At 67.7% G+C, this 13,852-nt stretch carries 12 protein-coding genes; 9 read left to right on the top strand and 3 right to left on the bottom strand.

From position 1 onward, the window contains the following. Window positions 1-11 precede the first annotated feature (11 nt). The gene (locus GTP77_RS10090; protein WP_161072034.1) at window positions 12-1,919 is read left to right on the top strand and encodes a DUF6351 family protein; all 1,908 of its coding nucleotides are present in this window, start codon (window positions 12-14) and stop codon (window positions 1,917-1,919) included. Between the two features lie 102 nt (window positions 1,920-2,021). Continuing rightward, entirely contained in the window at window positions 2,022-3,662 is a 1,641-nt protein-coding gene (locus tag GTP77_RS10085) for a methyl-accepting chemotaxis protein (RefSeq protein WP_161072033.1), read from the top strand. A gap of 28 nt (window positions 3,663-3,690) precedes the next feature. On the opposite strand, the gene GTP77_RS10080 is transcribed toward GTP77_RS10085, so the two are convergent. Next, on the bottom strand, window positions 3,691-5,319 hold the full coding sequence (locus GTP77_RS10080) for a cytochrome C (protein ID WP_161072032.1): 1,629 nt from the start codon (window positions 5,317-5,319) through the stop codon (window positions 3,691-3,693). Window positions 5,320-5,485: 166 nt separating this feature from the next. Between GTP77_RS10080 and GTP77_RS10075 the strand changes: the two genes are divergently transcribed. The 3 genes from GTP77_RS10075 to GTP77_RS10065 are packed head-to-tail and all read left to right on the top strand — an operon-like array spanning window position 5,486 to window position 8,490. Then, the gene (locus tag GTP77_RS10075; protein WP_161072031.1) at window positions 5,486-6,949 is read left to right on the top strand and encodes an ATP-binding protein; all 1,464 of its coding nucleotides are present in this window, start codon (window positions 5,486-5,488) and stop codon (window positions 6,947-6,949) included. Window positions 6,950-6,956: 7 nt separating this feature from the next. Beyond that, window positions 6,957-7,637, top strand: coding sequence for a response regulator (locus GTP77_RS10070; protein WP_161072030.1), 681 nt, complete (start codon window positions 6,957-6,959; stop codon window positions 7,635-7,637). Window positions 7,638-7,686: 49 nt separating this feature from the next. After that, window positions 7,687-8,490 carry a ParA family protein gene (locus GTP77_RS10065; protein ID WP_161072029.1) on the top strand — a complete coding sequence of 268 codons (804 nt, stop codon included), beginning with the start codon at window positions 7,687-7,689 and terminating at the stop codon, window positions 8,488-8,490. Window positions 8,491-8,509: 19 nt separating this feature from the next. Here the strand turns inward: GTP77_RS10065 and GTP77_RS10060 are convergent, their stop codons facing one another. Then, a complete protein-coding gene (locus GTP77_RS10060; RefSeq protein ID WP_161072028.1) occupies window positions 8,510-9,637 on the bottom strand; it encodes a citrate synthase family protein in 1,128 nt (375 codons plus the stop codon). Between the two features lie 73 nt (window positions 9,638-9,710). On the opposite strand from GTP77_RS10060, the gene GTP77_RS10055 reads away from it, so the two are divergent. From GTP77_RS10055 to GTP77_RS10045, 3 genes are read left to right on the top strand one after another with little or no spacing between them, the layout of a single operon-like run. Continuing rightward, on the top strand, window positions 9,711-10,994 hold the full coding sequence (locus tag GTP77_RS10055) for an MFS transporter (RefSeq protein ID WP_161072027.1): 1,284 nt from the start codon (window positions 9,711-9,713) through the stop codon (window positions 10,992-10,994). Between the two features lie 24 nt (window positions 10,995-11,018). After that, window positions 11,019-11,801 carry an alpha/beta fold hydrolase gene (locus GTP77_RS10050; protein ID WP_161072026.1) on the top strand — a complete coding sequence of 261 codons (783 nt, stop codon included), beginning with the start codon at window positions 11,019-11,021 and terminating at the stop codon, window positions 11,799-11,801. After that, a complete protein-coding gene (locus tag GTP77_RS10045; protein ID WP_161072025.1) occupies window positions 11,798-12,175 on the top strand; it encodes a VOC family protein in 378 nt (125 codons plus the stop codon). Before GTP77_RS10050 ends, GTP77_RS10045 begins: the two co-directional genes overlap by 4 nt. Window positions 12,176-12,184: 9 nt before the next feature. On the opposite strand, the gene GTP77_RS10040 is transcribed toward GTP77_RS10045, so the two are convergent. Next, window positions 12,185-12,907 carry a hypothetical protein gene (locus GTP77_RS10040; RefSeq protein WP_161072024.1) on the bottom strand — a complete coding sequence of 241 codons (723 nt, stop codon included), beginning with the start codon at window positions 12,905-12,907 and terminating at the stop codon, window positions 12,185-12,187. A gap of 127 nt (window positions 12,908-13,034) precedes the next feature. Here GTP77_RS10040 and GTP77_RS10035 point away from each other — a divergent pair, with 127 nt between their 5' ends. Continuing rightward, window positions 13,035-13,787 (top strand): M15 family metallopeptidase, encoded by a 753-nt coding sequence (locus GTP77_RS10035; protein WP_161072023.1) that lies wholly within the window; start codon window positions 13,035-13,037, stop codon window positions 13,785-13,787. The last annotated feature ends 65 nt before the right edge of the window (window positions 13,788-13,852 follow it).

Raw genomic sequence — 13,852 nt, 5'->3', positions numbered from 1 at the left:
GGAGGCATGCCATGGCAAACTGGGGACATTGGGCTGTCCGCATCGCGGCGCTGGCGGGGCTGGCCTGGTGCGGGCAGGCGTGGGCGCAGCCTTTGCAGCAGCCTTTCCTTTGCCGCACAGAGGAGGCGGGCCTGGGCCAGCCGCTGGTGGACAACCAGCAGGGCATAGGGCACCCGGTGTTCAATTCGGACCGCGAGCTGCTGGGGTACAGCCAGCAGTGCGCCATCCAGACCCGCGTGCTGCGCTTCTACTACAACGGCAGCCGCTTCAAGGCCTACGACGCGGCGGACCCGCCTTCCGATGTACGCACCATTGGCGTCAACGGCGTGCAGACGCCGTTCGTGGTGCGGGTGGAGGTGGGCAGCATCAACCGCTTCCTGTACACCATCGCCACGCTGGAGCAGGGCGCCTGGAACCGCAAGCTGGTGTACTGGATGCGCGGCGGCGTGGGCATAGGCCACCAGCAGGGCATTCCCATGTGGGTGAACGAGCGCCTGAACAGCTCCGAGCGCTTGCTGATGCCGCAGCTGCTGGCGCAGGGTTACGCAGTGGCCAGCTCCACCGGCAACGAGACCGGGGTTCACTACAATATGGCGCTGGCGGCGCAGACGGCCTTGCTGACCAAGGCGCGCTTTGTGGAGGCTTACGGCAAGCCGCTGTTCACCATCGGCATAGGCGGCTCGGGCGGCGCGGTGCAGCAGTATATGTTTGCGCAGAACCAGCCCGGCCTGATCGATGCCGGCATCGCCATCCAGTCCTATCCGGACATGGTGACGCAGACCATACCGGTTTCCGACTGCCCCTTGCTGGAGCAGTACTTCAGGGAGGAGGCGGAGCGCAATCCATCCTCGCCATGGGCCAAGTGGCGCAACCACGCGCTGATCGAGGGCATGAACGCCAGCGACTTCACAACCGAGTGCATCGCCGGGTGGCGCATGGCCATGCCCACCGTGCTCAATCCGGTCTACCGGGACGCCAGGTTCGACGCGGGCGCCAGGCAGTATGGCTATCCCGCCAATGTTTTCAGCGGCGTGAAATGGACACACTGGAACGACCTGGCCGACATCTACGGCGTGGACGCGCGCGGCTATGCGCCCATCCCGGTGGACAATGTGGGCGTGCAGTATGGGCTGGCGGCGCTGGCGCGCGGCGCCATCACGGCGGATGAATTCTTGCGCATCAATGCCTGCGTGGGCGGCTGGAAGGAGCAGGCCGATTTCGTCAACTGGGACAAGGACGACCCCTTCGACAGCCGCAATATGCGGCGCAGCGCCACCTGCCGCGATCCGGCGGGCGCGCCGTCGCCGCGGCGCGCGGGCGACCTGGCTGCCATGCACAAGGCCTACACGTCCGGCCATGTGTTCACCGGGCAGCGGCTGGGCATTCCGGTGATCGACCTGCGGCCCTATCTGGAGCCCAAGCTGGACATGCACAATGCGCGGCAGTCGTTCTCCGTGCGCCAGCGCCTGCTGGACGCGAATGCGGCCGAGGCGAAGAAACAGGTGATCTGGTTCACGCGGCTGGACGAGGATTTGATTACGCGCGTGATGGAGGCCTTGCCGGTGCTGGAGCGCCATCTCGCCGGCGGTGTTGCGCCGCCGGAGTTCACCGACAAGTGCTATGACAGCGGCAGCACGCTGATTGCCGCCGGGCCGGCGGTGTGGGACGGCATCCTGAACGGCAATCCGCCGGGCGCCTGCACCAAGGCCTATCCGGTGTTCAGCAGCCCGCGCATGGTGGCGGGCGGCTCCATCAAGGGCGACGTGTTCAAGTGCGCCCTGAAGCCGCTGGACGCGGCGCTGGCGGACGGCACGTATCCGTCCGGCGTGCAGTTCAGCCCCGTCCAGCAGGACTGGCTGCGCCGCATCTTCCCGCAGGGCGTGTGCGATTACAGCAAGCCTGATGCGGGACGGCCCTGACGCCGGCAATCCCCAACGTGGGGGTGTACCAAAGTACAAGTTGCAAGCGATTTCCTTCTAAGTAGAGTGCTTGTTTACGCGCATTTCTTATAAGGGGACGGCATGAAACTCCACACATTGTCACTAAAACAAACCATCAGCCTGTTCCTTGCCGTGATGGCGGGCCTGGCCGGCCTGACGATGTGGGGACTGACGCAGGTGACGCGCGCCCAGTCCGGCGTCAGCGCCGCCACGGCGGCGCGCTACCAGTCCTACCTGCTGGCCGATGAACTGCGCCAAAGCTCGGACGACCTGACGCGGCTGGCGCGTACCTATGTGGTGACGGGCGACGCGGCGTTTGAGCGGCAGTACGGTGAGATCCTCGAGATCCGCAACGGCGCCAGGCCGCGCCCGAAGGATTATGAGCGCATCTATTGGGACTTTGTGGCGGCGGGCCAGCCCAAGCCGGGCGGGGACACGGCGGCCGTTCCCTTGCTGGAGCTGATGAAGAAGGCGGGCTTCTCGGAAAAGGAGCTGGGCAAGCTGCGCGAGGCGAGCGCCCAGTCGGATGATCTGGTGAAGGCGGAGACCGTGGCCATGAACGCGGTCAAGGGCTTGTACGATGATGGCGCGGGCCGCTTCACGAAGAAGGGCGAGCCCAATCCCGAACTGGCGCGCCGCCTGACGCACGACGCGGCCTACCACCAGAACAAGGCGAAGATCATGAAGCCGGTGAACGAGTTCCTGGCCCTGCTGGACCAGCGCACCGGCGACGCCGTGCACGCGGCTGAAGCGGCTGCTGCGCGCGCGCTGCAGGTGACCATGGCCTTGCTGGCGTTCTCGGTGCTGGTGTCCGCGCTGGCGATGTACCTGCTGTACCGCAGCCTGATGCGCCAGCTGGGCGGCGAGCCGGCATACACGGCGGACATCGTGCGCGAGATCGCCCAGGGCAACCTGGGTGTGGCGATGGCCTTGCGGCGCGGCGACAAGAGCAGCGTGCTGTACGCCATGAACGGCATGGTGGCCAAGCTTTCCAGTGTGCTGCGCGAAGTGTCCGGCAGCGCGCTGGCGCTGACGCGCGCTTCGGAGGAGATCAGCGGCACGGCGCAGTCGCTTTCGCAGGCATCGAGCCAGCAGGCCGCCAGCGTGGAGCAGACCAGCGCTTCGGTGGAGCAGATGACGGCGTCGGTGTCGCAGAACACCGGGAACGCCAGGGTGACCGACGGCATCGCCGCGCAGGCGGCGCAGGAGGCCATCGAGGGCGGGCAGGCGGTGAAGTCGACCGTGTCGGCCATGCGCCAGATTGCGCAGAAGATCGTCATCATCGACGATATCGCTTACCAGACCAATTTACTGGCCTTGAACGCCGCCATCGAGGCCGCGCGCGCAGGCGACCATGGCAAGGGCTTCGCGGTGGTGGCGTCCGAAGTGCGCAAGCTGGCAGAACGCAGCCAGGTGGCGGCGCAGGAGATAGGCGAAGTGGCGTCCAGCAGCGTGGAGCTGGCCGAACGCGCGGGCAAGCTGCTGGACCAGATGGTGCCCAATATTAAGCGCACCTCGGACCTGGTCCAGGAGATCACGGCCGCGTCCGAGGAGCAGAACAGCGGCCTGGCGCAGATCAATCTGGCGGTGGGCCAACTGAGCGAAACCACGCAGCACAACGCGGCGGGTTCGGAGCAGCTGGCCTCCACAGCCGAGGAGATGAGTGTGCGCGCGGAGGAGCTGCAGGCCGCCGTCTCCTTCTTCAAGGTGGCTGCGCAATAAGGGGGCCGGCAGGGCCCTCCTGTCCGGCTTACAGCGCTTTCAGGAAGGCGCCCAGGTCCGCCATCTCCTGCGGCGTGAGGCCGATCTGGAAACGGCGGTCGTAGAAGCGCACCACGCCTTGCAGGTCCGGCTGCGAACCGTTGTGGAAGTAGGGCGCGCGGGCACTGAGGTTGCGCAGCACGGGCACTTTCATCTTGCCGATGTCGCGCCAGCGGCCGGTGAGCATGGCCTGGCCGGGGTCCGTGATGTCCACGGTCTCGCCGGTGGCGTTGTTGCGCAGCGTGTAGAGCGGCATGTCCGGCGTGCGGAAGCGGCCGTCGGCCACGCCGATGGCGAGCAGCAGCGGCACCGAATGGCTGCCCGTATTGGGCGCGCTGTGGCAGCTGGCGCAGCTGCCGCGCTGCGGCTGGACCTGGCCCGGACGCTGCGGGAAGCCCGCCACCTGCGTGATATTGAAAGGCCGGTTGTTGAACAGGGCTTCGCCGCGCGCGATCGATGCGCGGGCCAGGTCCGCAGCGCTGGCCGGTGCCGGCTGCGCGGGTGCGGGCGGTGGATTGCGCTGGCCAGGCAGTGGCGGCGGTGGCGGCGGGGCGGGCGGCGCGGCCAGGTTGCGCCATACGCCGAACATTGTCATCACGTTGCGGTCGAAGGGCGCTTGCGTACGGTAGTCGCCCGCCTCCAGGTCGTTAATCCCGAAATAGAAGGCCGTGCCGGCCAGCGCTTGCGGGCCGCCGCCGGCGCCGTTGGCCAGCAGGCTGCCTGCCGCATTGCTGGTGGACTGCGCGGCGTACAGGCCGCTCTCGAAATCGACAATCGCGCGCTGGTCGGCGGCGCTGAGTTCCCGGGCTGCTTCGGCGTGGCCGCGCACGGCGCTGGTGGCCTGGGACAGTAGGCCGCTGTCTATGCTGGCGTAGCATTGCGCGGGACGCGCATTGAGCAGGCAGTTGACGCCTGTGGCGGCGCTTGGGCTTTCGCGGCCGTCCCACATCACGCTGCTGATGAAGGCCAGGTTGGCCGAAGGCAGCGGACGGCGGAACAGCGACAGTTCGCGGGCGCTGGCGAAGCCGTAGGGATCGTCGGTGCGCAGCAGCGTGAACTCGGCATTGGCCGGCATCGCCATGCCGACGCGGATCAGGCCCTTGGTCAGCAGCATGCTGTAGGCGATGCGCTTCTGGTCCAGCGTGGCCACAGCGGCGGTGGGCGAGTTGGCGCCGTCCACCAGGCGGAACACCGGGTCCGCACCCTGGCTTTGCTCGAAGCGCTGCGCCAGGCCACTTGGGGTTACGCTCCATCCGGCGTTCTCGCTGTGGCAGCTGGCGCAGCTGCGGCCGTTGCCCATGGGCGTAAAGAAGGGATTCGCCATGTCAATGTAGCCCGCGCGGCTGACGGTGAGCGAGGCGCCGTCCAGGTTGGGCTGAGGCAGCGGGGCGGCGGGCGCCGGAGCGCCCAGCGCCGCGCGGGAGACAGTTGTGGTGACTACGTTAGTCTCGGCGCCGGTGTCCGCTGCCGCCGCCGTTGCGGATGCCGGGCTTGGCCCGCCCGCTGCGGGCCTTGTCGATGCGGCGCCGCTGTCCGTGGTTCCGCCGCCGCATCCGGCCAGCGAGGCGGCGATGGCGGCGGCAAGGCCGGTTGCCGCAAGGCGTATGGTTGCACGCATGGTTTTCTCCTCGTTGTTCTGGTGGAGACCATATTGGCTCGGCAATGTGGAGGAAAAATGGATGTGGCTGTGAGGCCCACATGAACAACGGCATGCACAATTGCTGCACATTCGGCAGGTATGATGGCGGGATGAACCCACTCCACATTCCGCAGCCGGAGCGCACATGCGGCTGACCATCGCCCGCAAGATCGCGCTCGCCGTCAGCGCCATCGTCATCCTGTGCATAGGCACCATGGCGTGGCTGGCCAGCGTTAATCTGCAGCGCGGCTTCATCGCCTATCTCAACGAGATGCAGGCGCAGGACCTGGACCAGGTGAGCGGCCTGCTGGCCGAGCGCTACAAGCAGGAAGGCGGCTTTGACTGGCTGCGCGGACGTCCGCGCGCCATGCGGGATGTGCTGGACCAGATGGCGCCGCAGTTCCAGATGGAGCCGGACGCGCCGCCGCAGCGCCGTCCGCCGCCGGTGCGTCCTGGCGGCTACGGTCCGCCAAGGCCGGAAGACCCGCCGCCGCGCCAGGGACCGCTGCGCGACCCGATGGCGTTTGCACAGCGGCTGTCGGTGCTGGACGAGCAGGGCAGGCCGCTGGTCGGTCCGCGCGATACGCCGCCCGGCATTGAACGGGCCATTATGGTCGACGGCCGGCAGGTGGGCAGCGTGCATCTGCTGCAGCTGCGCCAGGCCAGTAGCGCCAACACCAGCGCGGCCAGCTTCCTGCGCGCGCAGGTGCGCGACATCCTGCTGCTGTCCGGCGTTCTGCTGCTGGTGGCGGTTGCGCTGGCGGCGGCGCTGGCGCGCCATCTGCTGCGGCCCGTGGCTGCTGTGCATGGCGTAACGGCGCGCCTGGCGCTAGGCGAGTTCTCGGCGCGCGCGCCGGTGCTGAGCCGCGACGAACTGGGCGAACTGGCGCTGCACGTGAACGCCATGGCGCAGGAACTGGAGCGCAACGAGCAGCAGCGGCGTCAGGTGATGGCCGACGTGTCGCACGAACTGCGCACGCCGCTGACGGTGATACGCGGGGAAATCGAAGCGCTGCTGGACGGCATCCGCAAGGCCGATCCCGGCGCGCTCGAATCGCTGCACGGTGAAGTGCTGCGCCTGACCAAGCTGGTGGACGACCTGCACCAGCTGGCGCTAGCGGATGCGGGCGACCTCCATTGCGAACTGCACGAGCTGGATTGGCGGGACGCGCTGCCGCCCCTGTTGGAGCGCTACCGGGCGCGCGCGGCGGCGGCCGGGCTGGAACTGGCCTGGGCGCTGGGCTATGAGCCCGCGCCGGTGATGGTGGACGCAGGCCGGCTGGACCAGGTGGTCATCAATCTGCTGGAGAACAGCTTGCGCTACACCGAGGCCGGCGGGCGCATCGCCGTAGTGCTGGCCGTGCGTGGCGGCCATGCCGAGCTGTCCATTGACGACAGCGCCCCCGGCGTGCCGCCCGGCGCCTACGCGCGCCTGTTCGAGCGCCTGTACCGCGTGGACCGCGCGCGCACGCGGGAGCGCGGCGGCAGCGGGCTGGGACTGTCGATTTGCAAAGCGCTGGTGGCCGCGCACGGCGGCGAGATCGTGGCGCAGCCGTCCGCACTGGGCGGCGTGCGCATCCGCCTGCGGCTGCCGCTGGCGAAACATTGAGGTGACCATGGAAAACGCCCACATACTCGTGGTGGAGGACGACGCGAAGATCGCCGCGCTGCTGGCGGACTATCTGCAAGCTGGCGGCTACCGCGCCACCTGCATCGCCGACGGCGCGCAGGCGCTGGCCTGGCTGCGCGCCACGCCGGTGGACCTGGTGCTGCTGGACCTGATGCTGCCGGGAATGGACGGCCTGGAGCTGTGCAAGGCGGCGCGGGCCTTCCTGCAGGCGCCCATCATCATGCTCACGGCGCGCGTGGACGAGATAGACCGCCTGCTGGGCCTGGAGGCGGGCGCGGACGACTATGTGTGCAAGCCCTTCAGCCCGCGCGAGGTGGTGGCGCGCGTGCGCGCGCAGCTGCGGCGCGCTTCCGGGGCGCTGGTGCAGGCGGCGCCGCTGTTCGCGGTGGACCGCACCAGCATGCGCGTGCTGCTGGCCGGCGCGCCGCTGCCTCTCACGCCGGTGGAATTCCGTTTGCTGGCGGAGCTGATCGAACATCCGGAGCGGGTGTATTCGCGCCAGCAGCTGCTGGACGTGGCACACGAGGATCTGCGCGACATCAGCGACCGCACTGTGGACTCGCACATCAAGAATATCCGCCGCAAGCTGGCCGCGCGGCCCGCTGCTGCTGAGTGTTTGCAGTCCGTGTATGGCGTAGGCTACAGATTCGAGTTGGCAATCTGCTAAAATCAATCGGAACCCCTCGCATACCCTTATCGCAAACTACGGAGCAGCAATGAAACGTGTGATTTTCAACCAGAAGGGCGGCGTCGGGAAGTCGACCATTGCCGTGAATCTTGCCGCCATCGCCGCGCACAAGGGCAAGAAGACGCTGCTGATCGATATCGACCCGCAGTGCAACTCGAGCCGCTACCTGCTGGGCGACGCGGCCAAGGAAATCGAGCCTACCGTGGCGGGCTATTTCGAGCAGACCCTGAACTTCATGGTGTTCTCGCTGTCGGCGCGCGGCTACGTGCATGAAACCCGGTTTGAAAACCTGTCGCTGATGCCCTCGCATCCGGAAGTGGGGGAGCTGCAGTCGAAGCTGGAGTCGCGCCACAAGATCTACAAGCTGCGCGACGCGCTCAACGAGCTGGCCAAGGAATTTGAAGAGATCATCATCGACACGCCGCCGGCCTACAACTTCTTCACGCAGTCGGCGCTGATCGCTGCGGACACCTGCTTGATCCCCTTCGACTGCGACGATTTTTCGCGCCAGGCCTTGTACACGCTGATGAACAATGTGGGCGAGATCAAGGCGGACCACAATCCCGCGCTGGAAATAGAAGGCATCATCGTCAACCAGTTCCAGCCGCGCGCCAATCTGCCGCAGCGCATGGTGGACGAGCTGCTGGCCGAAGGGCTGCCTGTTTTGCAGAGCAAGCTGTCGAGCTCCATCAAGGTGCGCGAATCGCACGAGCGCTGCCTGCCGATGATACATCTGGACGGCCGCCACAAACTGTCGCAGGAATTCCTGGCGCTGTACGAGGAGCTGGAGTTCGCGCAGCAGAACCAGGCCAAGGAACGCAAGCGCGGCTGATGCGCTTCCAAGCTTGAGCTTAGCCCGCGCTGTAGTGGCCAACGTAGCGGGCGCGCGGCCGTATCATGGCGCCGTCCGCAGCCTGTTCGGCGGCGTGCGCCAGCCAGCCTGCGGAGCGGGCCAGCGCGAACAGGATGATGCCGCTGTGGGCCGGCAAATCCAGCACCAGTTCCAGCGCCGCCAGCGCATAGTCTGAATTCGGCTCCGCGCCTTTGATGGCTGCCGCCCTGGCCGCCAGCGCAAGCACGCCGGCCGCTTGCGGCAAAGGGCGCATCATTTCCAGCAGCAGCACCGCGCGCGGGTCGCCGCCGGGATAGAGCGGATGGCCGAAGCCGGGCTGCATGGGGGGCAGCGGCAATTCCGTCTCGCCGCCGAGTTGCGCTTCCAGCACTTCTTTCGCCATCAGGTAGTGGCCACCGTGTTCGCGCCCCGAAAGCGCGGCCAGGCCGGCGCACAGCACCGCAGGCAAGGCGGCGCCGGTGGAGGCCACGCAGCGCACCGTGAAGGCGGAGGTATTGAGTTCGTGGTCCGCCAGCAGCACCAGCGCGGCGCGCAGCAACTCCTTTCCCGCGCCGTCAACGCCCCACGCGCGCGCTACCTGTTCATGCAGCGGCGCGCTGCTCATCTCCGTGTCGAGCAGCAGGGCTGCGAGCATGCGCATCAGTTCCGCCGGAGTGGCGGGCTTTGCGGCCAGCACGGGCAGGAAGGCCATGGCGCGCTCCAGTGGCGGCATGGCGTGTCCCAGCGCCGCCACTGCCGGCGGCAACGTGGGAACGGCGCTGGACGCCGCAGTGGGCGCAGCCGGTTCGTCCCACAAGATGGCGGCGGTTTGTTCCAGCGTCGCATGGGCGGCCAGTTCGCTGCTGTCGCGGCCGCGATAAAACAGTTTGCCGTCGGCGATCAGCGAGATGCGCGACTCCAGCACCGGCACGCCCCAGTGCATGGCGGCGGCGACTGCGTGGCCAGCGCGCTTGCCGTCGGCCTTGCGCGCGGCCAGGCGCAGCACTTCCTCGCGCGCATAGCGCTTGCTGCGCGCCGCGCCATCGGGAATGGATGTGAGCAAGCCGCGGCTGACATAGGCGTACAGCGTGGCGGCCGATACGCCCAGCAGGGCCGCCGCTTCCCTGGACGTGAGTTCTTTATTCATGCACCGCTTTTATTTATGTTGATTGCCGGAGTCAAGATTGACGCAGTTTTCCCGCGCCGCATAGACTCATTGTATGCACAACACCACACCACCCGCAACGCCTTCCGCGCCACCGGCGCGCCGCAAAGTCCCCATGCTGCAGCCGCTGCGGCACCGGCGCTACCGCCTGCTTTGGCTGTCCAACCTGCTGTCCAACCTTGGCACCTGGACCCAGACCTTCGCCGCCGCCTGGCTGGTGGCGAGCATATCGCACAGCACCCAGGCCACGGCGCTGGTGCCCGCCGCCAGCTATGCCCCCATGCTGATGTTCGGCCTGCTGGCAGGCGTGGTGGCGGACGCGGTGCCGCGCGCAAAATTGCTGTTCGCCGTGAACGCCTTCATGGCGCTGGCAGCGGCCGGCATGGCGGCGCTGGCCGCCAGCGGCGCCGCATCGCCTGCCGCCGTGCTGGCGCTGGTGTTCATGATGGGTTCCGGCTCAGCCTTTATGTGGCCGGCATGGCAGGCCGCCATGTCCGGGCTGGTGCAGCCGGATGAAGTGGAGGCTGCGGCCTCGCTGAATAACCTGAGCTTCAATTTCGCGGCTGCTGCCGGTCCCGCGCTGGGCGGCGCCCTGTTCGTCATGGTGGGGGCGGCGCCGCTGTTCCTGTTCAACGCCTTGTCCTTTACCGGCTTGCTGCTGGTGTACCTGGACTGGATGCGCAGCGGCGGCAAGGAAGACGGCCAGGCGCAGCGGCCCGCAGCGGCAGGCGGCATCACCTTGCAGGGCTTGCGCACCGGGCTGCAGGCGGCTTGGGGATCGGCCTCGTTCCGCAGGCTGCTGCGGCATACGGTCTGCATCTTCGGCGCGGCCATTGCTTATACGGCGCTGCTGCCGCTGTTCGTGCGCGACGTGCTGCTGAGGGAAGGCGGCGCGTTCGGCAGCCTGATGGCCTGCGTGGGCGGCGGGGCGGTTCTGGCAGCCTTCGTGCTGCCGGAATTGCGCGCGCGCTTCGAGCGGCGGCATTTGCTGGCCGGTGCAGTGGCCATCTTCGGCGCCATGCTGCTGATCCTGCCGCTGGTGCGGGCCTGGGCGGTGCTGATGGCTTTGTCTGCGCTGGGCGGCGTGGCATGGTCCACCATGGTCACGTCGCTCAACAGCGCGGCGCAATTGTCCTTCCCAAGCGCGCTGCGGGCGCGCACGCTGTCGGTCTACCTGATGGCGATGGCGCTCGGGCAGACCGGCGGCAGCCTGCTGTGGGGCGCTGCGGCTGAATTGGCGGGCGTGCCGCGCGCCATGGCGCTGGCCGGCGCTTGCCTGCTGCTGTACGCGCTGGTGCTGCTGCGTGGCGCGGCTGGCGGGAGGCAGTGTAATCTGTAGCCTGGCGTAACGGAGGAGATGGCAATGGCGATGCTGGAACTGGCCGAGGGCGGCCGGCTGTATTACGAGTGGATAGGGGCGAATGGCGCGGATGAAGGCGCGCGCAAGCCGGTGCTGGTCTTCCTGCACGAGGGCCTGGGCTGCACGGCCATGTGGAAGGATTTTCCTGCGCGCCTGTGTGCGCGGCTTGGCTGCGCGGGGCTGGTCTATGACCGGCGCGGCTATGGCCAGTCCGATCCGCTGCGTGTTGGCCGCAGCATCCATTATCTGCACCGCTATGCGCTGGATGAGCTGCCGCAGGTGCTGGCGCTGCTGGCGGGGCGGCCGTATGTGGTGGTCGGCCATTCGGACGGCGGCAGCATCGCGTTGCTCCACGCGGCGGAACAGGTGCCGGGCTTGCTGGGCGTGGTGACCGAGGCGGCGCATGTGTTTGTGGAGGACGTGACGCTGGCGGGCATACGCGAGGCGAAGCTGGCCTACGGCGAGGGCAAGCTGCGTGGCCTGGAACGCTACCACGGCGCCAAGACGGCGCAGATTTTCGGTGCGTGGGCCGACACCTGGCTGGCGCCTGCCTTCAGCCGCTGGAATATTGAATACCTGTTGCCGTCGATAGCCTGCCCGGTGTTGGCCTTGCAGGGCAGCGGCGACCAGTACGGCACAGCGGCCCAGCTGCACGCCATTGAAGCGCAGGCGCCGTGCGCGCGCATGGCGATGCTGCCCGACTGCGGCCACACGCCGCACCAGGAGCAGCCGGAAGCGGTGCTGGAGGTGATGGCGCAATTCATCAAGGAGCTTGAGAGAAAATGATAGACCACCTGGATCATCTGGTGCTGACTACGCGCGACCGTGAGCGCTGCATCGATTTCTATACGCGGGTGCTGGGCATGACGCTGGAGGCATTCGGGGCCGGCCGTGTGGCGTTCAAGTACGGCGAACAGAAGATCAATCTGCACGAATACGGCAAGGAATTTCTGCCCAAGGCGGCGCAGCCGACTCCGGGCTCGCTGGATCTGTGCTTTATCGCGTCCATTCCGCTGGACGAGGTGATCGCGCGGCTGAAGCAGCTCGGCGTGCCGGTCGAAGAAGGGCCGGTGGCCCGCACCGGCGCCAACTGGCCTATCCGCTCGGTCTACCTGCGCGACCCGGACCAGAACCTGATCGAGATATCGGAACGCGCCTAGCTGGGCGCCTCAGTCGCTGACCGGCAGGCGGCAGGCCGCTTCGTGCAGCCACTGGCCGTTGCAGATACGCGCGCGGCACAGGCCTGCTTCGGCGCCGCCGAGGCGCTGGCAGAGGCGCAGCAGTGCGTCGGTGCTGTCGCCGTCGCGGCGCTCCACCACGTCGCGGCTGTAGTGCATGGTGGACTGCTGGGCGCCGCTGTGGGCGACCAGCGCAGCGAGCAGGGTCACGTCGCTGTCCGGCGGCGCGGCGGTGGCTAGGCTTCGCGGGCCTTCATGCTGCGTGCCCTGCGTCTTGCTTCCCTGGATGCCGGGCCGCGCATGCGGACTGCGCTCCGCACGCAGCGCCTGGGGAGCGGCCGGCCTGTGCCGGGCCGGCACAATCGCCGGCAGCGGCTCGTTGACGATGGCGGCGGCGAGCCGCTGCACTTCCTCCGGCGTATCCATAGGCGCCGGTTGCGGCGCGTGATTCGAGAGCGGCACTGCGGGCGCCCATGCCCGGCTGTGCTGCACAGGCGCCATGCCGTAGTAGCTGATGCTTGCGACGCCAGCCGACAGGATGGCAAGCAGCATGAGCGGCATCACCAGATAGCTGGGCCGTATCCGCGCCAGGCGCGCAGCCGGCGACTGCGCCTTGCCGCTGTTTTCCAGGCTGGCCAGTATGCGCCGGCTGCCGCCGCCGGATTGCGCGGCGCAGAACAGGTCCGGCCGCTGCGTCGGTGTGGATTTGTCCAATCTATCCTCCCAAGGTTTGATTTTCTTCGGAATGGCATGCCTGTCAACGGCATACGATGGAGCGATTCCGGTACTGCCGCCATCAGTGTGCGGCCAGCCGCCCGGCCACGCTTTGACGGAGCGCACTATGCTTGTCGTTTCCTTGATGGTGTTGTTTGTATTGGTGTGCGCCAGCGGATGGCTGCTGCTGTTTCCGGTCCGGCGCGAGGCCTTGACTGCGGCTCTGATGCCGCGCTGCCGCATCCTGCTGCGCCAGCGCTATGCATGGCTGCTGGCCGGCGGCGCGCTGATGCTGGTGCTGCCGCCCATGCTGGCGTTGGTGGCGGTGCGCCGCGTGGCGCTGCCCGCCTTCGACTATGACGGGCGCGCGGTGAACAGCCAGGTGGCGGAGCTGCTGCAAGGCGAGCAGCTGGTGCCGCCTCCGTCGCTGCCGCCGCTGGCTTTCACCACGGTGGAAGTCGTGCGCGCGCGGCCCCTGCTGGCGGGGGCGAACCGCAGCTGGCAGCTGTTCCATCCGGACTTCGAGCAGCGCCTGCTGATGGTGTTCCGCATCATGAAGGAGCAGCACGGCTACGACATGGCGCTGCTCGAAGGCTACCGCAGTCCGGAGCGCCAGGACTTGCTGGCCAGCGCCGGCGCCAGCGTCACCAACGCGCGCGCCTTCCAGAGCTATCATCAGTTCGGTCTCGCCGCCGACTGCGCCTTCCTGCGCGACGGCAAACTGGTGATCTCCGAAAAAGACCCCTGGGCCATGCGCGGCTACCGCCTGTACGGCGAAGCCGCGGAAGCGGCAGGGCTGAGCTGGGGCGGACGCTGGACCATGATGGACTTCGGCCACGCCGAGCTGCGTTTGCCTGGAACCATGCAGCGCAAACGCTGAGGCTTGTTCTGCCTCAAGAATGCATGGCAAGGCAGGTGGCACCATAGCTCGGGTCTGCCGACTGG

It is taken from the genome of Pseudoduganella aquatica (assembly GCF_009857595.1).
Taxonomy (GTDB): Bacteria; Pseudomonadota; Gammaproteobacteria; order Burkholderiales; family Burkholderiaceae_D; genus Rugamonas; species Rugamonas aquatica_A.
Note: the sequence above shows the minus strand (reverse complement) of the source record. Positions and strands in the feature narration are given on the sequence as shown.